We start from the raw sequence: 24,603 nt of genomic DNA, 5'->3' as shown, positions 1-24,603 counted from the left end.
AGAACAAGATTTAACCATTCTTTTATAGGGTAACTTGTAAGTAACACAGCTGATGAAATTGTTTCAGCAATACGATGATAAGGTGGTTACAACATGTTCTGGGTTACCGCTCTGTTTGATGAAGAAACAGAAACCTTGATTAAAAATATATGGAAAGAATTACGTGACGAGTCGATATCGTATTACATCGATGAGGTTCAGGACGGGAGACCTCACCTTACACTGGCGAGCTATAAAGAGCTGGACAAGGAAAACTATATGAAGCAGATGGACATTTTTTATGATGATAAAAAAAGCTTCGACATCACGTTCAATCACATAGGATCGTTCTTGAATTACAATACTCTTTTTCTATCCCCCACGGCCACGAAGGAACTGCTCGACTTTCATACACAACATCATAAACACTTTAAAACGTTCAACACGGAGGCAAATAAGTTATATGAACCCGAACAGTGGATTCCCCACAGCACGCTTGCCAACAAGCTCGAGCCGGATCAATTATCGAAGGCCTTTCATTATTGTGTCGACCGGATCGGCCTCACTAAAGGCAGGATTGAGGAAGTGGGCCTGATTGAATTAATCGGGCAAGATGGCGATACGATGGACGCCCCCCTTATATATTCTAAAAAGCTGAAGTAAACTAAACAGAAGCTTTCGGTATTCCGCAAGCTTCTGTTTATGTTCATTATTTCTTTTTAATCCCAACCCACACTTCGCATCGATAATCTTCCCTATTAACGTTGCCTGGAGGATACAGCTCGAATTCAGGTACTCCCGCATGCTCATATCCTGTAGAAGGAAACCACTCGGAATAAATTTTCTGCCAGACTTGCTGGATGGCATGCGGCATAGGTCCGACCGATGTGAAAACCGCCCAGGTTGCTGCAGGAATGACAATCGAATCAAATTTTTCGCTTTCTTCAGCTGTTTCTGCTCCGATGAAATAAGTGAACGTTTCACTAGCATGATTGAATTCCATACACACACCCATTAAATCCCCATTTTCCGCATAACGACAAATCTCATCCCCCTCCCCGCTAGCCGTCACCTCACTCCAGAAAGTTGGAATCTCTTTATTATTTTCACCGTTTGATGTTTTTATCTCCGTTCCTTTTCCTATGACTTTGAATGACTCTCTCTCAACAATTCTATAGTCCATTTCCTTCTCCCCTTTCTTCAGGCAGTCCTTTTATACAAAAACTCGTCCCCTGTGTTAAAACCCATTTCTACTATTCGCCAACACCCTCCGTGATTCCTTTACCCAACTGCCTTATCCCTATCATTTCCTTCCCGTTCCCCATTGAAAAAATTGGAAATGATTTATCTTTAACGAAACTTTTCCATTTCTTCTATCGTATGTATAGCAAACAACTTCTCAATAGGACGTGATGATATGAACAAAACCGATATATATAAAGACGTTTATGCAAAATTGAAAAAAAGTCTCCGCTGGAAGGTGTCGGACGCCCGTTCAATCATGATGATCGCCTCCCTCTATGTGACAAACAATAAAACATATGCCCCTGTCCGTCTTGACGAAATCGCTGAACGGATCAGAAAGGAACTCGGGTTCTTCAACACACTTCAATCCCATCATCGATATACGTTTGCAGCCATGCTCGACACTCGGTTCCTTCATCCGGAGAAATCAATCAAAAGTTTTATTCAATCGTACAAAGCACTTGTGGACGAAGGGTTCACAATGGGTCCGTATACGTATATTTCCGCAATGGTATTAATCAGCGGGGAAGAAATAAGTGACGGGACTTCATCACGTGCGATGGAAGTCTATAAAAAAATGAGAAAGAAGCATTTTTTCTTGACCGGACAAAGTGACTATCCGCTTGCGATGCTGCTTGCCCGAAGAACGCAGGATACGGATATGCTGATCGAACAAATTGAATATTTTTATGAACAGTTGAATCAGTCGGGTTTCCACAAAGGAAATGACCTCCAGACGATGAGCCACATTCTATCGCTTAATGAAGATGTCGATTCAAATGTATTGGTGACTCGCTGCAAAGAGATTTTCGATATGTTAAAAGATGAAGGCATCCGGCCGAAATCGATGTTCTATCCGCAGATTGCCATGCTTTCCTTTATAACAAACGGCAGCGATCATATCGCTGCCGTAATGGAGATACTAGAATCATTAAACACTGATATCCGCTGGCAGAAGGATATGAACTTCATAATGGCCGTCACCCTTCACCTCAGCGATCAAATCGAGAATTCATCCATCTTTCAGACGAACCTGTCGACGACCATAGAAGCGCTCATCCAGGCCCAGCAGTCCTCAAGCGTTGCCGCAATCGCAGGTGCGACAGCTGCAACCAGCAGCGGGGAATGATTGAAGGGACGGTCCTTTAGTATGTAAATGGCCCGTCCCTCGTTGCGTTAAAGTGTGATAGTATGAAAAAAAAAGATTATGGTTTTGGACTCGGAGGTATTCAACATGCGGATTGGAATTTCAGATGATTTAGAACGTGCTGTTGAGTTGTTCTCTTCTTCCGAAGAAGAGTATTTGGAGATTCATGATGAGGAAGGTAAAGCGATTGGCGTCTTAACCCTTGATGACATGAAGGAGATGTTCCAGGAGGTACAATTGCATCAATCTGTCGGAGAAATCATCCATAAGCTTTCAGCCGGCCGGCATACCTCTCAAACAAGGTCAAGAGTCAAGAATGAATATAGCGAGCTGCTTGAGAATGATATTTTCACAGATATCATCAATTCCCTCTATGATGGGGTATTCATTACGGACGGCTATGGGATTACGGTAAAAATAAATAAAGCGTATGAACGGATCACAAACCTGAAACCCCAGCAGCTGATCGGTTATCATATGGAGGAAATCATTAAGGAAGGCTATATTTCGAAATCTGCTTCCATCCAAGTAATCAAAGAAAAAAAGCCCGTAACGCTGATGCAGACCATTCATAACGGTCGAAAGATTATTGTTTCGGGAACACCCATTTTTAATGAAAAAGACGAGATTCTTTATGTGATCAATAGCGTAAGGGATATCACTGAGCTTCTGAAACTCAAGCTCCGGATTGAAGAGCTGCAAGAATTAAAGAATCTCAGACAGAGCACAAATGCAACCTTTATGAACGATACAACAAATTCATCATTCTATCATAGTGAAAAAATGAAGATGACTCTCGACATCATTGACCGGGTGGCGAAAACAGATGCAAAAGTACTCCTGCAAGGTGAAACAGGCGTTGGTAAAACAATGATCGCGAAGTATATTCATGAACACTCAGACCGTACCTCTGGAAGCTTTTTGGAGCTGAATTGCAGTGCCCTCCCCTCAAGTCTAATCGAAGCGGAACTATTCGGGTATGAACCAGGGGCATTCACAGGAGCGCTCACAAAAGGGAAAAAAGGGCTGCTTGAGATTGCGGATAACGGCACCTTATTCCTTGATGAAATCGGGGACCTGCCTTTGGAGCTTCAAGTGAAATTACTCAAGGTTATCGAAGACCAGGCCTTCATCCCGATCGGAGCATCAAAACTTAAACAAATCAATGTACGAATCATTGCTGCCTCACACAAGAATATAAAAGAGCTCGTAAAGAATGGTGAGTTTCGGGAGGACCTTTATTATCGATTAAACGTAGTGCCCATTGAAATACCTTCCTTACGAGATCGACAAGAAGAAATCATCCCTCTCGCAGAGCAATTTCTTGAGGAATTTAATAATGAGTATGGAATGACCAAGAGATTAAGTATTGAAGCATTGAATATTCTTCATGAATATTCATGGCCCGGAAATATCCGGGAATTAAAGAATTGCATTGAACGCATAGTTGTCACATCCCCTATCGGAACCATTGATTCAGAACATCTCCCTAATGAACTCTCGGAGACAAGCAACACGCAAAAAGACTTCCCATATGAAACGGAGATCATTCCATTAAAAGAAGCGGTGGACAATGTAGAGAGAAATCTGATAACAAGAGCATTGAAGAAACATAAAACAACACGCAAAGCAGCCGAGGCTTTACAAGTCAGTCAATCAACAATCGTACAGAAAATGAAAAAATGGGAGATTTGATTATATTTTTAATCAAGTCTCCCTTTTTCGATTCATTTTACACTCAACATCACTCTACATAAATCAGGAACAAGCTACTATTTTAACTTTTCTGAAAGTTGGCACAGAACTTGCATTACTTTTTACAAAGAGTTTATGAAATAGTTTATAAACAAGAAAGGAGCTCGTCATCATGACAATATCAACTTTTAAGATTGCTAACAAACTAATTACCGGTAAAGGGGCTACAGAAGCAATACCTAAAGAAATACAACGCCTGGGCATGGAAAATCCTCTTATTGTGACGGACGAAATCTTACAGAAAGCAGGCGTCGTGAATCAAATCACCCCATTTTTGAAAGGGCTTTCTTTCGGTATGTTTACCGGGGTAAAGCCTGAACCTGAATTTTCTGTCGTACATGATTGTACAAATATGTTCATGGAAGGAGCTCACGATGGACTGATTGCCATTGGAGGAGGCAGTGCCATCGACATCGCCAAAAGTGTTTCTGCTTTTGCAGGCTATGATGGAAATCTCACGGATTTAATAGGGACAGACCTAGTGCCGAAGAAAGGCGCACCCATCATCGCTCTTCCCACTACGGCGGGTACAGGATCTGAAGTAACAAATATCTCCATCCTTTCTGATAAGGAGGCTCAACTGAAAAAAGGAATCGTCAGTGATTACCTGCTGCCTGATGTTGCGATTGTGGCACCTGAGATGACCTTGACGATGCCGCCTTCTGTGACGGCGGCAAGCGGTGTTGATGCACTTGTCCATGCAATCGAGGCCTATATCTCGGTGCACGCATCGCCAATCACTGATGCCCTTGCGATATATGCAATTAAAATGATTGCAGAAAATCTGCCGAAAGCATATGCCAACCCGTCCCATTTGGAGGCACGCGAAAACATGGCAACCGCAAGCTTGATGGCCGGAATGGCTTTTGGAAATGCCGGAGTTGGCGCTGTCCATGCCCTCGCCTATCCACTCGGGGGACGTTACCATATTCCACACGGTGTGAGCAATGCCCTGCTCCTTCCTTATGTGATGGAATGGAATAAGATCTCCTGCATGGAGCGCTTCCGGGATATCGGATCGGCTTTAGGTGAAAAAGTAAGTCACCTATCTGACGCTGATGCTGCAGAACAAACTGTTCATGCATTGAAACGGTTGTGCAGCATAGTGAATATTCCATCGGGATTGAGGGCCTTTTCCATTCCTGAAAGCGATATTCCGGAAATGGCTGAAGATGCAAGCAAGATTGAACGTCTCTTAAACAATAATCCACGCAAACTGACACTAGAAGATATCAAACAAATTTATCAAGCTGCCTACTAAGCTGTTTTTATCCGAAGGATGGGATGAAAAAATTAGAAAAGAGTCATATCTATTGTTGAAAAGGGGTATATAATATGTGGAAAAACCGTAAACATGGTGAGGAATCACCGTATATTCCATTGGGACCATTCAAATTAAGACTTCCATTTATCCATTATAAGTTTGAATGGCCGGACTATGTACAGGGACTGCTCATGTGTGCTGTCGACTTAGCCGCCATTCCATTGATGATCGAACTGCTCGGGATGCCATTTGAAGTTGCTTTGGCCGTCGTGTTATTGAACGGTCTTCTATACTTAACTCATCATTTACTTGGCGATCCCGTTGTTCCGGGTTGGATCACACCGGCCATCCCTTTGATCATGGCTTATGTATCAACGTTTCCAGAAGGTGAAGAACGGGTGCACGCACTGATCGCCTTCCAGCTTACACTCGGGCTCCTCTCCATATTCTTAGGAGTGACTGGCCTTGCAAAAAAAGTTGTATCGTTTGTACCACCGGCGATTAAATCCGGAGTCATTTTGGGAGCAGGCTTCGCTGCAGTCATTTCTGTTTTCCAGGTTGGGGGCCGTTTCGAGAGTTTCCCATGGACCATCTCGATTGCTGTAGGAATCGCATTCTACATCATTTTCTCGCAGCATTTCAATCAACTTAAAAACAAAAGCGCACTATGGGGACTAATTGGGAAACTCGGAATTTTTCCTATCATCATTTTAGCGGTCATCATTGCTCCATTATTCGGTGAAGCACCTTGGCCGACGATTGAATGGGGCCTGATCAATCCGGATTTCGGTACTCTTTGGAGTGAATATACTGTATTTGGGGTAGGGTTCCCATCCGCCATGTTATTTGTGTCTGCCCTGCCAACTGTATTAGCTGCATATATTGTCTTATTCGGTGACGTCCTGCAGAGTAAGGCGTTGATTGAAGAAGCGGATGATGTTCGCAGGGATGAAAAAATAGACTATAACCCAAACCGGGCTCATATGATTTTCGGAGGACGGAATACAATTATGAGTATTCTTGGCCCTGATGTTACGATGGCAGGTCCCCTGTGGGCCGCCATGCAGGTAGTCGTCATCGAACGATTCAAAGAAGGTAAAAAAGCGATGCATTCGCTCTTTGGAGGATCAGGATCCTTCAGATGGGGAACAAACACAGGTCTTCTATTGCTCCCGATCGTGAGTTTAGTAGAACCGATACTTGGAATTGCATTGGCACTCACTCTATTAATCCAAGGATACGTCAGTGTCCGGGTGGGCATCCTTGAAGCCCGCAGCCATAGAGACCTTGGGATTGCAGGGATCATCGGTGCAGTTTTAGCCACCAAAGGAGCAACCTGGGGCTTTGCAGTCGGGATCATTCTTTGTGTACTCATCTATGGAAAGAAGTTTTTCAAAGGAGAAAATGATAAAATATTCACTAAAGATCTAGATGAAGATGAAATGAAGCGAATTTCTTAACATGAAAGAGGAGGCTGAACATGCAACACTACAATATGCTCATCAACGGTGAAGAAATCGGAAGCAACTTACCTAAAGTGGAAGTGACCAACCCTGCGACTTCAGAGGTTGTGGCCACGATCTCCAAAGGCGGAAAAAGTGAAGCGGTTAGTGCAGTCGATGCTGCCTACAATGCGTTCCGCGACTGGTCACAGCATTCTGTCTATGAAAGAAGCGAGCTCATCCGAAAATGGTACGACCTCATTAATGAACATAAGGAAGACCTTGCACGGACAATGACGATGGAACAGGGTAAGCCATTGAAAGAAGCGCTTGGTGAAATCCAATATGCCAACGGCTTCATCTCCTGGTACGCGGAAGAAGGCAAACGGGTATACGGTGAACAGATCCCGGCCACACAGCGAAATAAGCGTTTATTTGTGTCGAAGCAGCCTGTCGGAGTGGTAGCCGTCATCACACCTTGGAACTTCCCTGCTGCGATGATAACAAGGAAAGTGGCCCCTGCCCTGGCGACTGGCTGTACCGTCGTCATCAAGCCTGCCAATCTTACCCCATTGACTGCGTTGAAAATGGCGGCCCTTGCTGAAAAGGCGGGCATCCCGAAAGGCGTCATCAACGTCGTGACCGGTGATTCGAAATCTATCGGTGAAGCATGGTTCGAGGACACACGCGTGCGCAAGCTGACCTTCACCGGGTCTACAGAAGTAGGCAGACAGCTGATGAAAGGATCAGCGGATACCATCAAGAAAGTTTCCCTGGAGCTTGGCGGACACGCCCCTTCCATCGTCATGGATGACTGTGACATCAATAAAGCAGTCGAAGGCGTCATCGCCTCGAAATTCCGGAACGCCGGGCAGACATGCGTATGCTCTAACCGTGTATATGTCCATGAGGATATAGCCGAAGAGTTCACACAGAGGCTTGTGAAAAAGGTCAAAGAACTGAAAGTCGGAAACGGACTTGAAGAAGGCGTCGACATCGGACCGCTCATCGATGAAGATGCAGTCAAAAAGGTCCAGAAGCATATTGACGACGCGGTCAGCAAAGGAGCGAAGGTGGCCGTCGGAGGAAAAGCCGGCACTGGGTTGTTCTTCGAGCCTACCGTCCTTACCGATGTGAGTGAAGACATGCTGTGCATGACGGATGAAACATTCGGACCGCTGGCACCTATCTCCACGTTCAAGACACAGGAAGAAGCGATCGAACGTGCAAATGACTCCATTTATGGACTTGCCGCTTATGTATTTACAGAAAATATCACGAAGGGCATCGAGATCTGCGAACAACTCGAGTATGGAATCGTCGGCCTGAATGACGGCGTCCCTTCCACCCCTCAGGCTCCGTTCGGCGGCTTCAAGCAGAGCGGTCTCGGGCGTGAAGGGGGACATCATGGAATCGAAGAGTATCTGGAAGTCAAATATATTTCAGTCGGCTTATAAAAAGCCCATACCAGTCTTGCAATAGAAACCAGAAAACCCCTGACACATTTTGGTGTCAGGGGTTCTTTCAATCCTTCAACAGCTCTTCACCTCTATTTTAGGCAGCCTACTTTTTCTTGTCTTCCTCTAAATCCAGCCAGGTCAACACCTCTTTCAGGATCGTGTTGACTTTTTTACTCACATATTCTTCACCATAAATCTGCTTCGCTTTCTCCAGATCCTTAAGGACCTCCTCCTCCAAGTCAATAAAAGGGGCGTCCTCTTCCATATCATTGTACAGCTCGATCATTGCCTCTAATCCTTCTTGCATCCTATCAATGGCATCACTGTATTTTTCGGTTTCATCGCTTTTCGCTCGCATTATATCACCCACCTCTAGTATGTGTGGGAATTGCTGGGATTATACTTTATGCAGCTAAAGGCCCGTCCCTCGATGCGTTAAAGCATAAAAGAACACCCGGCGTACCTTGGTAAAAGGTACGCCGGGTGTCAGGTTGTTACCTTATAGGTAGCTTCCGCCAAATTTAGGGTTCTGTCCCCATTTGTTGGACTGGCTTTCGCCCTCTAAGCACATGAATACAAGGATCACGATGGCTCCAACTAACGGGATGAGGGAGATGAGGATCCACCACCCGCTTCTTCCGGTATCATGCAGGCGGCGGATGGATACCGCAAGTGACGGCAGGAACACAAATAGTGAATACAGTCCATACAGCCATCCATCGATTCCCGCAACCATTTCAACCACGAAGATTCCCATGGCAATAAGGAAGTTGACAAGAGTGAACATCCAGTACTCTTTCCGTCTTGCTCTATCGCGAAAATTCACATAGTTCTTGATTACTTTCAAATACCAGCTCATGCTATTGCTCCTTTAATATGTAAGTTTACTATTCTTATAGTTGCTAGTATATCATACTCATGTCGATGATTGTCAGAAAAAGGCGGATTTGAGTATACCACCTCTTAACTCACAAGGATAGCACCGCGTGCCAGGCCCGACCCTCACTCCACTAAAGGGTAGTCCAAAAAACTCATTCTCTGGCAAACTTTCACATATTACTGGACAGCCAGGGGGTGGTACTATATATAATAGTAGAGGTCACAACCAGAAAACGCTTACATCATGAGGGGGATTTTATGTTAGATGTACTAAACAAGATCAATTCATTTCTTTGGGGTACACCAAGTTTAGTACTGTTATTCGGGACAGGCTTATTTTTAACCATCATGCTTAAAGGGCTGCAATTCAAGAAATTATTTTATGCCTTTAAGCTTGCATTCACAAAAGAACCGAAATCGGAATCTTCAGCGTCTGAAGGAGATATCAGCAACTTTAAAACGTTGATGACCGCTCTATCGGCCACAATAGGAAACGGTAATATTGCCGGTGTGGCAACCGCTTTGACAATCGGGGGACCCGGGGCGATCTTCTGGATGTGGATCGTCGGCCTCCTGGGCATGGCGACGAAATATGCAGAAGCATTGCTTGCGATGAAATACCGCGTGAAGAATAAAAACGGTGAGTACTCGGGCGGACCGATGTATTACGTTGAAAAGGGACTCGGCAGCAAGTGGAAATGGCTCGCTGTTGCTTTTGCCTTTTTCGGGGCATTCGCAGCCCTCGGTATCGGGAACAGCGTACAATCTAATACGATTGCCGATGTCATGACGACAAGCTTTTCAATCAATAATTGGGTGACCGGAATTGTGCTTGCTGTGCTTACAGCACTGATCATTTTTGGAGGTATTCAACGGATCAGTACGGTGGCTTCTTTCTTCGTACCAATCATGGCCTTCCTGTATATCGGCGGGTCACTTTTGATCATCGGGCTGAATTATGACATGATCATTCCAGCTTTCAAACTTATTTTCCATTACGCATGTAATCCTGTTGCAGCTGCAGGCGGATTTGCCGGGATTGTCATCAGTGAAGCCATCCGCAGCGGTGTTTCACGAGGAATCTTCTCGAATGAAGCCGGACTTGGTACGGCCGCGCTGATTGCAGGGAATGCGAAAACCGATCATCCAGTTAAACAGGCTCTGGTTGCGATGACCGGGACGTTCATCGTCACGATCATCGTGTGTACAATGACCGGACTGGTATTGATTATCACCGGTTTCTGGGATCCAACCGGCGGGGCCATCTCAGGTGTCCAGCATGCCGCTAACCTTGATGGCGGAGCATTGACGAGTGCCGCATTCGGACATGCCCTCGGAGTTGCCGGGGAATATATCGTCTCATTCTCGGTTATTTTCTTTGGCTTCTCCACGATCGTCGGCTGGTATATGTACGGGGAGAAATGCTTCGAATATCTTACCGGCTATCGCTATGTTGCTTCATACCGCTTGATTTATGTCGCGGCGACAGGAATGGGTGCCGTGGCGAACCTTGAGCTGGTATGGGCATTCGCTGACATGTCAAACGCACTGATGATGATTCCGAACCTGATCGCCCTGCTTCTTCTTTATAAGGTAATCGTAAAGGAAACGAATCATTACTTTAATGAGTATTTACCTGGACAGATGCAGTCCTATTCTAATAGAAAAGCAAGTTAATAAAAAACCGGCGTGAGACCAACACGCCGGTTTTTTCATGTTTAATCAATATCAGTTTGGGTATTTTTGTTAAAAAGGAGAATACCCATGTTTGATTCCACATTTGAACTCTTCATTGTAAACTTTTTATTCATTTATTCCATCACGGTTACCCTTTTATTCTACAAAATCAGTAAAAAGAATAAGTCCTGAAGGTTGGTTATTGCTGAAACTTACCCAGCCACTGTCTGATGATCTCCTTTACTTCCCCATCAAGGGGTTTCTTCATCAATTTCTTGTTGCCGTTAAGGATTTTACTCATGGAGTATTCTGTATCTGTCTTTCTCAGGATATGGGTGAGATCTTTTAATAGATGCGATTCACACTCACCTTTTACAAGCGTGCACGCTTTTTTGACATCATCCATTTTTACGTTTACGTCTTTGGTTCCCGAAACAGCGAGGACGGGACAGCTGACATGGATCAATGATTTGGATACGTCCACATCAGCATGCTCCCTGTTCCATTTTGCGTTCACTTTTTTTCCTTTATAGGTAATGACGGCTTCATCTGTACCGAGGATTTTTTCCGTGAGCTGCTCGTTCATCTTCATGATTTTCTGATCGACTTTCAACACGTTGAGAAGCCAGCCCTGAAATCCTTTCATTGAACGTATCTCGTTCACCATTTCTTCCCGCTGCCATTTCGTCGTCTCAGCAAGCTTCTCTGCACAAGGAGCCAGCAGGATCAAGCCGGCGACAGGATCGCGGTCATTCATGAGCGGGGTAAGTATGGTCCCTTCACTATGACCGAGGAGGATGATTCTCTCTCTATCGATTTCCGGTTGCTGTTTGGCAAAATCAATGACTGCCTGCAAATCATCAACCAAGTCATACACACCCGCTGCATGATAATCTCCTCCGCTCGCACCCACTCCCCGCTTGTCATATCGCAGCGAAGCAAAGCCTTCTTCCGCCGCCACGGCACTAAGCTCTTTAAAAATATTCATCGGCATCCGTTTTGCATTGGAGTCCCGGTCGACGGGTCCGCTTCCATGCACCATGATTATTACTGGATGCTTACTTGATGACCCTTCCGGTAAAGTGAGAGTCCCCCCTAACGCGTACTTCGCTTCAATAGTTACTTCCTTCTCCACAACTCCCATTCTTTCATCCCCTTTTAAAGGCCCGCCCCTCCAACGCGTTAAAGCAGTGAGGGACGGGCCTTCAAATACATGTTACTTTACAGCCTGATAGACAATCTGTTGGTTTGTTCCTGTCGGCTGCCTGCCTTCATGGAAATCTGCACAGATGTCAATTTGTGAGAAACCGATTTCCTTCAGGATCAGCCTCAGCTCCTCGACCCCATACCAGCGAAGGGCAAAACGTTGGAGTTCAGTGTCGATGAGACTTCCGTTTCTCCATTTTTCATATTTAAGGTGGGTCACTTTGCGCTGATGAAAAAAATCCGCTTCGACGAGCTTGCTCTCCATGGTGATGGTGTCCCCGTCCGGCAGTGGGAAAACGGATGTATTCACCTTCCCGGTTTCAAATTGTCCGTCAGGCAGAAATACATCCATGATGAGCCTTCCCCCAGGCTCAAGGTGGTCATGGAGTTTCCTTAAAGCCTGTATGGATTCACTGCGATCATCGATCAATAAAAAGGAACCGCCCGGGATGATGATGAATTCATACCGATGCGGCAAGTCCAGACTCTGCAAGTCGGATTCATACAATTCCGCATGGAGCCCCCTCTCTTCAAGACGGTGTCTGCATGAAGACAGCATGTTCTCTGAATCATCCACTCCATCCACCTTGAGACCGCTTTCCAGTAATGGGATGATGACCCTGCCGGAGCCGACCATCGCCTCCAATATCCTGCCATTGCAATCTTTTAACTTTTCCTTATAAAACTCTAAATCCCCACTGAATGATTGTCCGACTTCTTTTGTCAGATCATACACTTCCGTACAAAGCTTTCCATATTGACTGTACGACATGGTTGCTTCCTCCACTGTCTATAAATAACTCAGCAGAATGTCTGCTGAATCTTGTTTCTCTTGTGAACGAGGTCAGAATGCCCGCCCCGGTTATCCGACGCGGGCACCCCCGTTACTTGAATGAAATTTTTCTCAATTGCTTATATGACCCGGACAGGTCTTCCTCACCAAGGACGATCAAGGTCGGCTTGATCTTCAGAAATTCCCCTGAAGCAGCTGACCATTCCTCAGAAGAGGCAGCTACAAGCACTTCCTGGTTGATATACACCTCGGTCATTTTTGAAGAATCAGGGTAGACGAGCATGGCCATTTCTTTCCGTTCATCTGAACCTGCGTGGATGAATGGACTGCCGCCAAGGAGAAACTCTTCCACTCCTGCATAATACGTATCGAATTTCCCTTGGGTCGGCAGCTTCACATAGCAGGAGGATAATGCTTCACACGGCTTGAAAAATGCCTCAAGGTCCAGTGACTCTCCCGTAAACGTACGCCCGGAATCCTGCTCTATTTCGCAATAGAAGGCAAGAACGGGTACTTCAGGAAGGGTCAGGGCATATTGACGGAGTGTGACACCCTTCATCGTTTCATGCTCTTTGAATACCGTTGTGATGGAAAGCCCGCTCCAGCTGTTTCCGTGCTCATCCTGCTTTGTGACAGGCTCAACGGTTGTCGGTTCCTTCAGCATCGAGTAGGGACTGACATTCATGAAGGTATAACGCACCCCTCCACCCCATGGATTCCACCAGGCTTTCGGTCCCGGTTCAGGATATTGATGGTGAAGGAATTCTTTATTTTTATAAACCAATGAATAGATTCCAGGATAATAGCCCGCAGCAGCCTTAAAGGCAAACACACCATTGTCTACAGTCCATCCATCACCGTTCTCGACAATTCCGATTTCTTTATCTCCTGTTACCAGGGCAGCGGTTTCGAGTGATGCCCGTTGTCCTCGTGATTGAAATTGACCCCTTAAGCGCTTCACCCCAGGTGTCCGGTGACGCAGTTCTGCATTCACTTCTGTCACTTCATCCTTTTTCGTCACCGTTTGTTCTTCACTCTCAAAAGTCAGTTTCCCTTCCAGATATGGAGTAAGCATGGAACGGAATGAATAGCTCACTTTCTGGCCGGCTGATGAAATCAGATTCCCATCAGACGCTTCGAGGGAATAAAGCGGGCACTCTTCCATGCCCCCGGACTCTCCCCCGAGGACGAATGCTCTCCACTCTTTCCAGGATGGGGATGCATTGATTCCTACCTGAATCGGACCAAGGCATACTTCCTCCTGAGATGGGACATGGTCGATTTTATACTCAATCGCAAAATGCCAGTCATTTTTTCTCCCCAGCGCCTCTTCAGGCCAAGCAATACCCTTCGTTTCCCCATTCGCAGCTGAGGTGAACAGCCAGCGTTCTGACATTTCCTTATCACGGATATAATCCATGAACGGCATCATAGCCTCATCACCCACGACCACTCCCTCTTTTTGCGGGATGGCCATCCCTTTGAATTCAATCGGCAGCGGCTGGATGAGATAGAGCCGTTCTTTCGTTTCGTCGGATTTATTCACGACTTCATGTTTGATTTCCACGATTCCGGATCCATATATCTTCATGTACGTATTCAGGATCACCGATGAAAAAGCTTCCGATTCCAAAGTGGTCTTCACAACAAAGGCCTCGGGGGTTTCAATATACTCGACCGACGCTGCTTCTTTCTTTGAGAACTCTTCGCTGAATGGCTTACCCAGTTTTGGTGTAAAAAGTGTCACAGGGTTTTGTTTGGAATGCAGTGAACCGATCTTGACGAAATGATTTCTCTTTTCAATCTCGACAAAATAAGGGCCGTTATACGCTGCCCAGTGCTCCTCGGTTTCCCCTCCGAACCTTGCGCCGAGTCCCGGGAATGCTAGAGTAAGCGTTGATTGGAATTCGAAGCATTCTCCGTCCTGTTTCTTGACTTCGACCGTGACGTCTTCAGTATAAAAACCATTTTTAAGTAGCTCAGCCTTCATCGGCACGGAAACCCTGCGTTTCCCTTTTAATTCAGCTGTCACTTCTGATTGTTCCCATTTGACAACCTTGCTTCGAGGCAGCTTGATCGTCCATAATGCATCATCTTTAAGCTGGCTTTCGATATCTAAATAAAGAATCGCTTTTTGGTTCGGCAGCCAGCATTTTTTTACGGCGCGTAAATGCAGCTTACCTGCCTGCTTTGGAAAGACACCCATTTTAAGAGGGAATAACCTGCCGTCGACCTCGATGTTTGCCGACACCACCGGATGTGTTTTCCATGGGCTTGGCTCCCGTTCAGGCAGAGTGAGGACCGCAGGATATTCACCCGTCCACTCGTCTCCCACCGTTTCCTTCCCTATGAAACTATGATTCACGACTTCCGTTGACATGCCCCACAGCGACACCTCGACCGGTGCACCCGTTTTATTCACGACACGATAGGCGGCAGTGTGCTCTTCTTTTTCAAGAAGCTTAAAATCCGGCAGTTTCATTTCTACAAGCAGATCCTGTGTTTCAATCAGGCGGATTCCCCGTCCTGTCCGTTCAAATTGGACGCGGACAAACTCGTCGCCTGCTTCCCATTTGTATTCATAATAAGTGTGCTCACTATCCTTGATCCCGTCCGGCTTTACTTCAATGACACGCTGGCTCGACGTATACCAGTCATGTTTTTCAAAGAACGGCTTCAGCCAGTCGATTTGTAATACAGACGGGATGAAGTTCATCAAATGAGTGGTGTCATCCCGATCTTCCCAGAAGAATCCACACTTTTTATAAAGAGGAACAGCTTTGGTGTTGCCCGGCCACGTAAATAAGTCGAGACGGGGCCATCCCAGTTCGATCGTTTTTTCGAGGGCTTTCAGGACAAGCTGCTTCCCGATTTTTAAACCGTGATAGTTCGGGTGGACATTCAAGAGCGGGATATACAGCGCTCCTTCATCTTCACGGTATTGTGATAAACCGCAGTACCCGACCACTTCTTCATCGATCATAGCCAGATATAAATGCAGATTCGTAGAGTTCCCCTCTTTGTCTATGACGTCCTGCTCTGTCGTTACAGTGGAATCTCCGCCCCAGCTATCCCGGCTTTCGTTCCACATCTTCGCGATCCCTTTCGCAAGTCCTTCATGATATTCTACTATTCTTACTTTTTCCAACGTTGTTTTCATAACATCCTCCTGCGCTACGTTTTAATATGTCGAACCTCACACTTTTTTCCTGCATTCGCAACTCCATCGAAAATTTTAATCATCTTGATCTCCTCCTTTTTTATTTTGGAAAAAATTACTTCCCACCCACAGTTTAAGATGTTATGACTTATAAGTAAAGAATATTCTAACTCTTTACTCCACTGCCGTGATGATGGACGGGCTTTACATACGGTAGTGCAGTAAGGGAAAGTCCTTTAGCGATTTGAAGCGCTTCCTCATTCGTATTTGTTCAGGTAGTGGCTCATCGTCAGAAGCGGCCAGATCCATTTGTAGCTGTGGTAGTGGATATAGAACTTTCCCTTAAGGCCCGCACCTGTCGGGTAGGCATCTGCCAGGGAAGGCTGATCATTGTTGATGAGATCCAGAAGCTTTTTCATCCCTATTTCAATGGCATCGTCCGGCCGGTCGGATATACTGATGAGAGCATCGAGTGCCCAGGCTGTCTGAGAGGCTGTACTGAAGGAAAGCGGGACATACTTGTTTTTTTGATCACTGTAGCACGACTCCCCCCATCCACCGTCACGTCTTTGAATGCCTTCGAGCCACCGCTTTGCCATCATGATACTTTTGTCCGTTGACGGAACCCCTGCAGCCTTCATCCCGGTGACAGCTGCCCAAGTACCGTAAATATAATGAACTCCCCATCTGCCTGCCCATGAACCGTCTTCTTCCTGGCTCAGCTTTAACCACCCAATGCCTCTTTTCATTTTTGGATGATCCTTTGTCAGACCCGCCCTGCTGCCGAGGAATTCAAGTGTCCTGCCCGTCAGATCTGCCGTAGAAGGATCGATCGCCGCCGCTTCTGCCCCGTCCATCGGGAAAGAAGCTAGGATCCCTTTCGTCTTATTTTTTTCAAAAGCGGGCCATCCCCCGTCACGATTCTGCATTCCCAGTACCCATTTGATTCCCCTGTCCCAAGCCTGCCTGATGTCAGGATTTTCACTGGCGGAGTACGTGATAGCACGCAAGGCAGCAGTCGTATCATCCACGTCAGGGTGGATCGAATTACTTTCCGAAAATCCCCATCCCCCTGGAGCCACGGTCGGAATCTCGATTGCCCAATCCCCGTATTTATAATGCTGGTGCTTTAACAGGTAACCGACAGACCTTTCGATTGTTCCCTCTTCAAAGCCAGCACCCGACTCTTGAAGTGCATCACTGATCAAAGCGGTGTCCCAGACAAGCGAAGGGGAATTTTGGACATGAGGCCCGTTCTCGGTTTGGCAAATCATCGCCTTTAACCCATGCAGGGCATTTCTTATGACTGGTGAGTCTTCTTTATATCCGATCGATTTCAACGCATAAATCATAAAGAAAGTAGTCGTGAAATAACTTAAGTACGTGCCATCCGACTCAATCCGCTTCAGCATATATTCATGTGCGAATTGCCGTGCCTGGGAACGGATCGAATCCGGCAGACCGGCAAGCCCTTTGACCCCTTCCTTCAATGTTTCCAGGAGAAACACGCGGCTCTCGCTGTCCTGGTCACGGCTTCCATGCAGAAAAAGATGCCGGATGTTTGGCGTACGTGAAGTCTTCAAATGATACCGCCCATCCCTCAGTAATAAAAACGGAACGATATGCCCCCTTGCGTAACTGCTGAAATCCCAAAAGCTGATCGGAAAAGACCTTGGTATAAGCAGTACTTCAATCGGAACGGGCATCAGATACCGCCATTCATACTGTCCATGGGCCGCAAGCATAAGCTTCGTAAGAGTGTGAGCCTCCTCCAGTCCCCCTTTATCCTTGATGAATTGTTCCGCTTTCTTCAGACGGGGATCCTTTTCATCAAGGAGGCCGCTGAATCTCAATGCAAAATATGCCTCGATCGTGGCCGATAGGTTCCCTTCCCGCTCATCCTCGAACACTTTCCATGTCCCTTCTTCCGTCTGCATGTTCAAAAGCCTGTTGACCAACTGTAAAACGAGCTTATCTTCCATCAAATATAATGATCTGATCAAGATGATCATGTAAGCATCCGTTATCAGACTGTTTTCGAAACAAAACGACCAGGTACCGTCAGGATTTTGCCTTCTGCGAAGCTCTTCCACCATTTTATTGGCTGTTTCTTCAATTACCCCTTTCATACTGAAGCCTCCCGCTGTCTTGGTTGTTTGATATCTTTGATATGTATATGTTCCGACTGGGCTGGTTAGTAGCTTGAGAGAAAGTACGTCATGTAACGTTTCTAAACTCTTAGAAATCTATCCTCCGAATCCACTCCCAAAATCTTGTTGTAAACACATTACTAAAGTGGTACGTTTAAACTGAAAAGTCACATATGAGATACATGTTTTCTCAAGTATCTATTCGGATTCGAAATTAACTTTTTAAGGGGTGGTGCAACGATGGATATCATGAATAGAAAAAGTGATCTTTCCTCAGTATCAGAGGATTTATCTTACCTGTTACAGTCAATCGGAACCCCGCGTGCGGTAAAAAAAGGCTCATTCTTGTTTCAGGAAGGGGAAAAAGCGGATGAATTGTTCCTGATCAGATCCGGGATATTTCAAATTAGCAAGCTGAGCCTCGAAGGCAAGGAATTAAATATGCGCATTTGCAAAAAGGACGACTATATCGGGGAACTGACTCTCTTCTCCGATGACGCTACTTACATGTTAAGTGCCATCGCCATTCAAGACGGGGAAGTCTTGGCCATTCAGAGAGATAACCTTGAAAAGGCACTGATCAACGATGCGCCGCTGACCTTTGAATTTATGAAATGGATCTCCACCCATCTGAGAAAGAACCAATCAAAAATCAGGGACTTGGTCATGCACGGCAAAAAAGGAGCTCTTTATTCCACGTTGATCCGCATCTCCAATTCGTACGGAGTGAAAGTGGAGAATGGCATCCTACTCGACATCCATCTGACGAATCAGGAACTGGCAAAATTCTGTGCAGCGACAAGGGAAAGCATTAACAGGATGCTGAGCGACTTAAAAAAGAAGAAGGTCATTGAATACTCTTCAGATGGTGGGAAAATTATAATACTTGATTTGGAGTATCTGAGGGAAGAAATCGGTTGTGAAAATTGTTCGATTGAGATTTGTAATATTGATTAGTGTGAATTTTAGATAGATTGGGTACTTTTGGGGTGAGAAGTCAATTTTCGTGCGTAGTTTTAGGTGAAAAGTCAATTTAAATAATTTCACGTAGTTTAGGGGTTAGTATCTGTTGGGTTTTTGTCCCTTTTTTTGATGAACTATTATTAATAAAAAACATTCAACAACCGACAAAACTCACACTTTCTCAACATATTTCCCGGGCTATATTCGACATTTCCCCATAAAGAAAGCCTGCTGAAATCTCTCGGCAGGCTTTCTTTTATTTATTTCCCTAAGAACCCGCCATTGGATTCAATGACTTGTCCTGTCACCCATTGCGATTCACCGCTTGCAAGGAAGCGGATTAATTTCGCAGCATCCTCAGGTAGACCAAGACGTCCCATCGGGAACATTGGAAGGAAAGCTTTTGCCAGTTCTTCGTCAATCCATCCCGAGTCGGTCGGACCTGGGTCTACAGCATTAACGGTGATGCCAAGCGGTGCAAGTCCGGTGGCAAGCGGAGGCGTAATGGCTTTCAGCGCACCTTTGGTCGCGATATAAGCAAGATTGTCGGGATCCGGTCCCCCGGATACCATATGGATGATCCGTCCTTCTCCCCCTTCCGGATTCGCCTTCTCGAATTCTTTGGCAAATTCCAGTGAAAGCATGAGTGTACCGCGGTTGTTCACATTATAGTGCTTATCAAGAATGGCTGTGGTCATGGAACGGAAATTGGAAGGGGCACAGTATGTTGCATTGTTAACCAGGATGTCAGGCGTACCGAGAGATTCCTTAACGGCACAAAGAATCCTCAGGGGTGTTTGATCATCTTCAAGATCGGCTTCTATATGGGCGGCACGGACCCCCGCCTTGATCAATTTCTCTTTTAATATCTCCGGCCACTCCTTCTCCTGTCCGCTCCCCTCTGTTTCATCGAATGGTGTCCAGTGCGTGAAGAAGATGTCTGCCCCTGCATCGGCAAGCTCTAGACAGATGGCAGTCCCTATTCCGCTTGAACGGCTCGCTCCGGTTACGATGGCTGTTTTTCCTTTTAGTGTAGTCATATTGATTCCCTCCCCAATGTTTGGTTGATAGATTAATAATTGGTTTGTATTTATATTTGTTTATCTTTCAGCAAGGCGGGAAAAACAAACAAAGCTCTGAAAGAATACTTCACCCTCCAAGGAGGAGATTCAAATGAACCATGCAAAGGCATTCACCATAAAAGGCATCATGACACTGGCAGTTCTGTCACTCGTAATGGGTTTAGGTTTTCGTATCTCTGCAGAAAGCATTGCCATCGTAGCAGTTCTACTGGGTGCGATTTCTTATGGTGCCGGGGACATGGCAATCTTACATAAAACAAGCAATCTAACCACCTCTGCGGCCGAACTCGCCTTGACATTTATACTCGTCCTTTCAGTGGTGATTTGGTTTGAAGGATTGGATGGCGGAATAGCAGCACCTGCCGCACTCATTTCTGCTTTGATGATTGCAGTGGGGGAATATTTCTTTCACTTTTACATCATAAGAAAAAAGCTGGGAGCTGCTAATAAGAAATCCAGCCATCATTCATAAAAAAAGGACTTTACAATTTACTGCAAAGTCCTTTTCTCTTTGTAGCTGTATTACTGAACCACATACTCCCGATACTTCTCATAATCCGCACTTCTGCATTCCACGGTCAGCTTCGTACCATTTTCTTCGTATTCGGTATGAAGCACGTTGGCATGCTCATTGAAATAGGAGATCAGCTGACCCTCGCTGAACGGGATGAGCATGTCACATTTCTTATAATCCTTAAAAATATGACTAGTGATGACGGCGATCAGCTCATCAATGCCTTTTCGTTGTTTTGCAGATAGATAGATCCTGTCATTCACGGCGTGGCCGACCATCTCTTCATCGATCAGTTCCGCTTTGTTATAGGCATAGATCAGCGGGATGCCACCGACCCCGATATCGTCTAGCGTTTCGTTCGTGACCTTCATCAAAGTTTCATGATGGGGATCGGAATAATCGACGACGTGGATGATGAGATCTGCTTCTGCAACTTCCTCAAGCGTCGAGCGGAATGCCTTCACGAGGTGATGAGGCAGCTTGTTGACGAAACCGACTGTGTCGGTCAAGAGGAATGCCTTGTTGTCAGGGAGGGTGATGTTCCTGACGGATGTATCCAATGTGGCAAACAGCATATCTTTTTCAAACACCTGCTTGTTTTCGCCGGGATTGAATGTTTCAATCAATGCATTCATTGTCGTTGATTTGCCGGCGTTCGTGTAGCCGACAAGCGATACGATCGGAAGACCGCTTTTTTTCCGTTGTTTCCGCTGTGTTTTACGTAGCTCGACAAGCGCTTCAAGTTCTTTGTTCAGTGCCGTGATATTGTCTTCGATGCGTCGGCGGTCGAGCTCCAGCTTCGTTTCACCGGCACCCCTGTTCTTGAGACCCGATCCCCCGCCCTGGCGTCCGAGTGATTCCCGTCTTCCAACAAGCCTCGGCAGCATGTATTGGAGCTGGGCCACTTCTACTTGAAGCTGGGCTTCTCTTGTTTTGGCGCGCTCCGCGAAAATATCGAGGATCAGCATGGTCCGGTCCATCACCCGGATATCGAGTTTTTCTTCGAGGACCCTGATTTGGGAAGGAGAAAGCTCATCGTTTGCGATGAGTACATCGGCTTCCATTTCTTCGATCAGAGGCAGAAGCTCATCGATTTTTCCTTTTCCGATGTAGTGCACATGATTCCTCTTCGGCAGGTTCTGCGTCATTTCTGCCATGACATCGATGTGACGGGCTTCCGCAAGTCCCTTCAATTCAAGCATGCTGTATTCAAAATCTTCTCCCTGTTCCTTTGTGTTGACGCCCAGGGCGATGGCTTTTAATCTTTCTTCCATCATACAAATTCACTTCCCATTCTAGTAATATTGAAAAAACACAGGCAGCTGCCTGTGTTTTGGTGTAAATGGTTCCCTCAGCCGGTCACGTGAAGAACTATTTTCATAAGAAAACAGCGGTCCGCGTTCCTTTCTTGCATGGGGCCGGCTGACTATCAGAATACCCACCCGGAATGAAACCGTGGGTACTCTCTCAGTCCACTATTCAGTTCTATTTTTAAGACATAAAAAAAGAAGAGTCCTTCGTCCCCTCTTCTTCACCGTCAAATGAAGTTTCCCTTAAAAATAGGCAGACCAATTCCATTTACTCTGCACACAGACAGAGCCTCCGAACATATTCAATTATCTGTTCATAGCGCGGAATCGAAGTCTGATTAAGATCAAAGGGAAAACCTCCATTTCTTGTAAGTTATGAATATCTTATCACAGAATACCGGTGGTGGGAAGACCATTTTGAAGGTCCTTCCCCCGTCGTTATAAAACTAGTATATAATGATGAAGATACTGTGATGAGGAGATGAACGGGATGGGAATCAGGCAAGCGAAATGGGATGAAGGAAAAATCAATCTGATTGTCCGCAACGGCGCTGAGAGTCCTTCTTTGGATGTTACCATCACTCCTATTTATTGTGTGAATTGCGACCGGCAGCTTCCTCACCTATATGAGCATTTGGGTTCCCGTTATGGCCAGGTGGGAACGATTCATTGTGCATTCTGTGAAAGCGCGATTCATTGTACGGATGGGGATAATATTGTATTTGAACTGAAAACCTCCGGATGCGTATTAAATTATTATCACCTATACCGACTGGAAAAAGATATATGGATTAAGCTTAAAGAATCATATGGATATGATATTGTGGCAAGGCACAAAGGCAAAACGATTACCTTGAAAACAGTTGTAAAGGAACTTTCCAAGGAATTCAAGGTTCCTGTTACCGCAAGCCAGCAATTCACTTCACAAGATGGGAAGATAACAATGTTTCCTAAAGTGGTGGTGAAGTGGTTTTCAATCTTGGTTTACCTGGGTTTAGACAAATAGCAAGGTCAGCCTCTTTTCCCGATATCGGGATAGGAGGCTGACCTTCTTTTTTTACCAACGTGCAGTGAGCATCTTACGTCTTGTGTAGAATTCGACTCCATCCGGTCCGTTCGCGTGAAGATCTCCGTAGAAGGAGTTTTTCCACCCGGAGAATGGAAAGAATGCCATCGGTGCAGGGACGCCGATGTTGACGCCGAGCATGCCGACCTCGATGAATTCTCGGAAATAGCGGACATCACTTCCGTCTTTCGTGAACAGGCACGCTCCGTTTCCAAAGTCTGATTCATTCGTCAGTTTGATGGCATCTTCAAGGGTTTCCACACGCACAACGGACAAGACCGGTGCGAAGATTTCATCCTTCCAGATTTTCATGGAAGACGTGACATTGTCAAAAATGGTCGGGCCGATGAAGTAGCCGTTATCCTTGTATGCTTCATCATTACGGCCATCACGTACCAGCGTCGCTCCTTCTTCGACCCCGCTCTCGATATAGCCTTCGGTTTTCTTTTTATGATCATCACGGATCACCGGTCCGAGGAACACATCTTCATCCATTCCGTTGCCGATTTTGATGGCATCAGCCTGTTCGTTCAGTTTCTTGATCAGGGTATCCGCAACGTCACCTACCGCCACAACCACGGAGCAGGCCATGCAGCGTTCGCCGGCAGAGCCGTATGCTGCGGCGATAATTTCTTTCACGGCAGAGTCAAGATCGGCATTCGGCATCACGATGGAATGATTCTTCGCTCCGGCAAGTGCCTGAACGCGTTTGCCGTTCCCGGCAGCCGTTCTATAAATATACTCAGCCACCGGCTGCGAGCCTACGAAGGAAATCGCCGGAACATCCTTATGCTCAAGAAGGCCGTTTACCACATCATGCGCACCATGTACAATGTTCAGCACGCCGTCAGGTAGACCTGCTTCCTGGAAAAGCTCCGCCAGACGGTTGGCAAGAAGCGGCGTCCGCTCTGAAGGCTTCAGGACAAATGTGTTACCGCACGCAATCGCCAGCGGGAACATCCAGCAAGGCACCATCATCGGGAAGTTGAATGGGGTGATGCCTCCGACCACGCCGACAGGATAACGGTACATGCCCGATTCGATATTCGTCGCGATATCCGGAAGCTGCTTCCCCATCATCAGGGTCGGTGCACCAGCGGCAAACTCGACACATTCGATTCCGCGCTGCACCTCACCATATGCTTCTTTGAAACTTTTCCCGTTTTCCTCCGTGATCAGTTTTGCGAGTTCGTCCCAATTTTCAACAAGAAGCTGCTGATATTTGAAAAGAATGCGGGCCCGTTTAGGTACAGGCGTCCTGCTCCAGGATTGGAACGCTTCTTTTGCCGTAATGACCGCGTCATCCACGTCCTGTTTCGATGAAATTGGAACCTGTGCCAGTTCTTCACCTGTGGCTGGATTGGGTACAGATTGATAGAGTTCGGTTTTTGCATCCACCCATTTCCCGTTAATAAAGTTTTTCAATGTGTTCGTCGTTGCAGTCGCCATGAATGAATTCCCCTTTCAAGAGTTGTTTTCTGCTGAATATCGGTCCCGATCTTCCTTGTTTC

The 24,603-nt window shown here is 46.1% G+C and carries 20 protein-coding genes; 10 read left to right on the top strand and 10 right to left on the bottom strand.

Annotated features, from left to right (window positions below; genetic code table 11):
• The first annotated feature begins 93 nt into the window (after positions 1-93).
• The gene (locus ACUXV2_RS03620) at positions 94-642 is read left to right on the top strand and encodes a 2'-5' RNA ligase family protein (RefSeq protein WP_446245704.1); all 549 of its coding nucleotides are present in this window, start codon (positions 94-96) and stop codon (positions 640-642) included.
• A gap of 46 nt (positions 643-688) precedes the next feature.
• Here ACUXV2_RS03620 and ACUXV2_RS03615 read toward each other — a convergent pair whose 3' ends face one another.
• Positions 689-1,162 carry a GyrI-like domain-containing protein gene (locus tag ACUXV2_RS03615; RefSeq protein ID WP_446245703.1) on the bottom strand — a complete coding sequence of 158 codons (474 nt, stop codon included), beginning with the start codon at positions 1,160-1,162 and terminating at the stop codon, positions 689-691.
• A gap of 234 nt (positions 1,163-1,396) precedes the next feature.
• On the opposite strand from ACUXV2_RS03615, the gene ACUXV2_RS03610 reads away from it, so the two are divergent.
• From ACUXV2_RS03610 to ACUXV2_RS03590, 5 genes are all read left to right on the top strand, one after another.
• Positions 1,397-2,353 (top strand): DUF4003 family protein, encoded by a 957-nt coding sequence (locus tag ACUXV2_RS03610; RefSeq protein ID WP_446245702.1) that lies wholly within the window; start codon positions 1,397-1,399, stop codon positions 2,351-2,353.
• Between the two features lie 105 nt (positions 2,354-2,458).
• Positions 2,459-4,066: a sigma-54 interaction domain-containing protein gene (locus ACUXV2_RS03605; RefSeq protein WP_446245701.1), complete on the top strand. Its 1,608-nt coding sequence runs from the start codon at positions 2,459-2,461 to the stop codon at positions 4,064-4,066.
• Between the two features lie 172 nt (positions 4,067-4,238).
• Positions 4,239-5,387, top strand: a complete 1,149-nt coding sequence (locus ACUXV2_RS03600) for an iron-containing alcohol dehydrogenase (protein WP_446245700.1) — start codon at positions 4,239-4,241, stop codon at positions 5,385-5,387.
• Positions 5,388-5,461: 74 nt separating this feature from the next.
• Positions 5,462-6,850 carry a hypothetical protein gene (locus ACUXV2_RS03595; RefSeq protein WP_446245699.1) on the top strand — a complete coding sequence of 463 codons (1,389 nt, stop codon included), beginning with the start codon at positions 5,462-5,464 and terminating at the stop codon, positions 6,848-6,850.
• Positions 6,851-6,870: 20 nt separating this feature from the next.
• Entirely contained in the window at positions 6,871-8,289 is a 1,419-nt protein-coding gene (locus ACUXV2_RS03590) for an NAD-dependent succinate-semialdehyde dehydrogenase (RefSeq protein WP_446245698.1), read from the top strand.
• A gap of 106 nt (positions 8,290-8,395) precedes the next feature.
• Here ACUXV2_RS03590 and ACUXV2_RS03585 read toward each other — a convergent pair whose 3' ends face one another.
• On the bottom strand, positions 8,396-8,650 hold the full coding sequence (locus ACUXV2_RS03585) for an atypical membrane-integrating protein (Mistic protein) (RefSeq protein ID WP_446245697.1): 255 nt from the start codon (positions 8,648-8,650) through the stop codon (positions 8,396-8,398).
• Positions 8,651-8,791: 141 nt separating this feature from the next.
• Complete coding sequence (locus ACUXV2_RS03580; protein ID WP_446245696.1) at positions 8,792-9,151, bottom strand: DUF805 domain-containing protein; 360 nt, start codon at positions 9,149-9,151, stop codon at positions 8,792-8,794.
• Between the two features lie 278 nt (positions 9,152-9,429).
• Here ACUXV2_RS03580 and ACUXV2_RS03575 point away from each other — a divergent pair, with 278 nt between their 5' ends.
• Positions 9,430-10,848, top strand: coding sequence for an alanine/glycine:cation symporter family protein (locus tag ACUXV2_RS03575; RefSeq protein ID WP_446245695.1), 1,419 nt, complete (start codon positions 9,430-9,432; stop codon positions 10,846-10,848).
• 199 nt (positions 10,849-11,047) lie between these two features.
• Here the strand turns inward: ACUXV2_RS03575 and ACUXV2_RS03570 are convergent, their stop codons facing one another.
• From ACUXV2_RS03570 to shc, 4 genes are all read right to left on the bottom strand, one after another.
• The gene (locus ACUXV2_RS03570) at positions 11,048-11,992 is read right to left on the bottom strand and encodes an alpha/beta hydrolase (protein ID WP_446245694.1); all 945 of its coding nucleotides are present in this window, start codon (positions 11,990-11,992) and stop codon (positions 11,048-11,050) included.
• A gap of 72 nt (positions 11,993-12,064) precedes the next feature.
• Complete coding sequence (locus ACUXV2_RS03565) at positions 12,065-12,826, bottom strand: class I SAM-dependent methyltransferase (RefSeq protein WP_446245693.1); 762 nt, start codon at positions 12,824-12,826, stop codon at positions 12,065-12,067.
• Between the two features lie 112 nt (positions 12,827-12,938).
• Entirely contained in the window at positions 12,939-16,007 is a 3,069-nt protein-coding gene (locus tag ACUXV2_RS03560; protein WP_446245692.1) for a GNAT family N-acetyltransferase, read from the bottom strand.
• Between the two features lie 257 nt (positions 16,008-16,264).
• Positions 16,265-18,136, bottom strand: coding sequence for a squalene--hopene cyclase (gene shc / locus ACUXV2_RS03555; protein ID WP_446245691.1), 1,872 nt, complete (start codon positions 18,134-18,136; stop codon positions 16,265-16,267).
• A gap of 261 nt (positions 18,137-18,397) precedes the next feature.
• On the opposite strand from shc, the gene ACUXV2_RS03550 reads away from it, so the two are divergent.
• Positions 18,398-19,114, top strand: coding sequence for a Crp/Fnr family transcriptional regulator (locus ACUXV2_RS03550; protein ID WP_446245690.1), 717 nt, complete (start codon positions 18,398-18,400; stop codon positions 19,112-19,114).
• Between the two features lie 266 nt (positions 19,115-19,380).
• On the opposite strand, the gene ACUXV2_RS03545 is transcribed toward ACUXV2_RS03550, so the two are convergent.
• Positions 19,381-20,160, bottom strand: a complete 780-nt coding sequence (locus tag ACUXV2_RS03545) for an SDR family oxidoreductase (RefSeq protein WP_446245689.1) — start codon at positions 20,158-20,160, stop codon at positions 19,381-19,383.
• A 133-nt stretch (positions 20,161-20,293) separates the two neighbouring features.
• Between ACUXV2_RS03545 and ACUXV2_RS03540 the strand changes: the two genes are divergently transcribed.
• Positions 20,294-20,674 (top strand): DUF2512 family protein, encoded by a 381-nt coding sequence (locus ACUXV2_RS03540; RefSeq protein ID WP_446245688.1) that lies wholly within the window; start codon positions 20,294-20,296, stop codon positions 20,672-20,674.
• A gap of 50 nt (positions 20,675-20,724) precedes the next feature.
• Here ACUXV2_RS03540 and hflX read toward each other — a convergent pair whose 3' ends face one another.
• Entirely contained in the window at positions 20,725-21,990 is a 1,266-nt protein-coding gene (hflX, locus tag ACUXV2_RS03535) for a GTPase HflX (protein ID WP_446246995.1), read from the bottom strand.
• Positions 21,991-22,516: 526 nt separating this feature from the next.
• Between hflX and ACUXV2_RS03530 the strand changes: the two genes are divergently transcribed.
• Positions 22,517-23,032, top strand: a complete 516-nt coding sequence (locus tag ACUXV2_RS03530) for a hypothetical protein (protein ID WP_446245687.1) — start codon at positions 22,517-22,519, stop codon at positions 23,030-23,032.
• A 51-nt stretch (positions 23,033-23,083) separates the two neighbouring features.
• Here the strand turns inward: ACUXV2_RS03530 and ACUXV2_RS03525 are convergent, their stop codons facing one another.
• Positions 23,084-24,541 (bottom strand): CoA-acylating methylmalonate-semialdehyde dehydrogenase, encoded by a 1,458-nt coding sequence (locus tag ACUXV2_RS03525; RefSeq protein ID WP_446245686.1) that lies wholly within the window; start codon positions 24,539-24,541, stop codon positions 23,084-23,086.
• Positions 24,542-24,603 lie beyond the last annotated feature (62 nt).

The organism is Rossellomorea sp. NS-SX7, from assembly GCF_052828565.1.
This window is presented reverse-complemented; position numbering and strand designations above follow the sequence as displayed.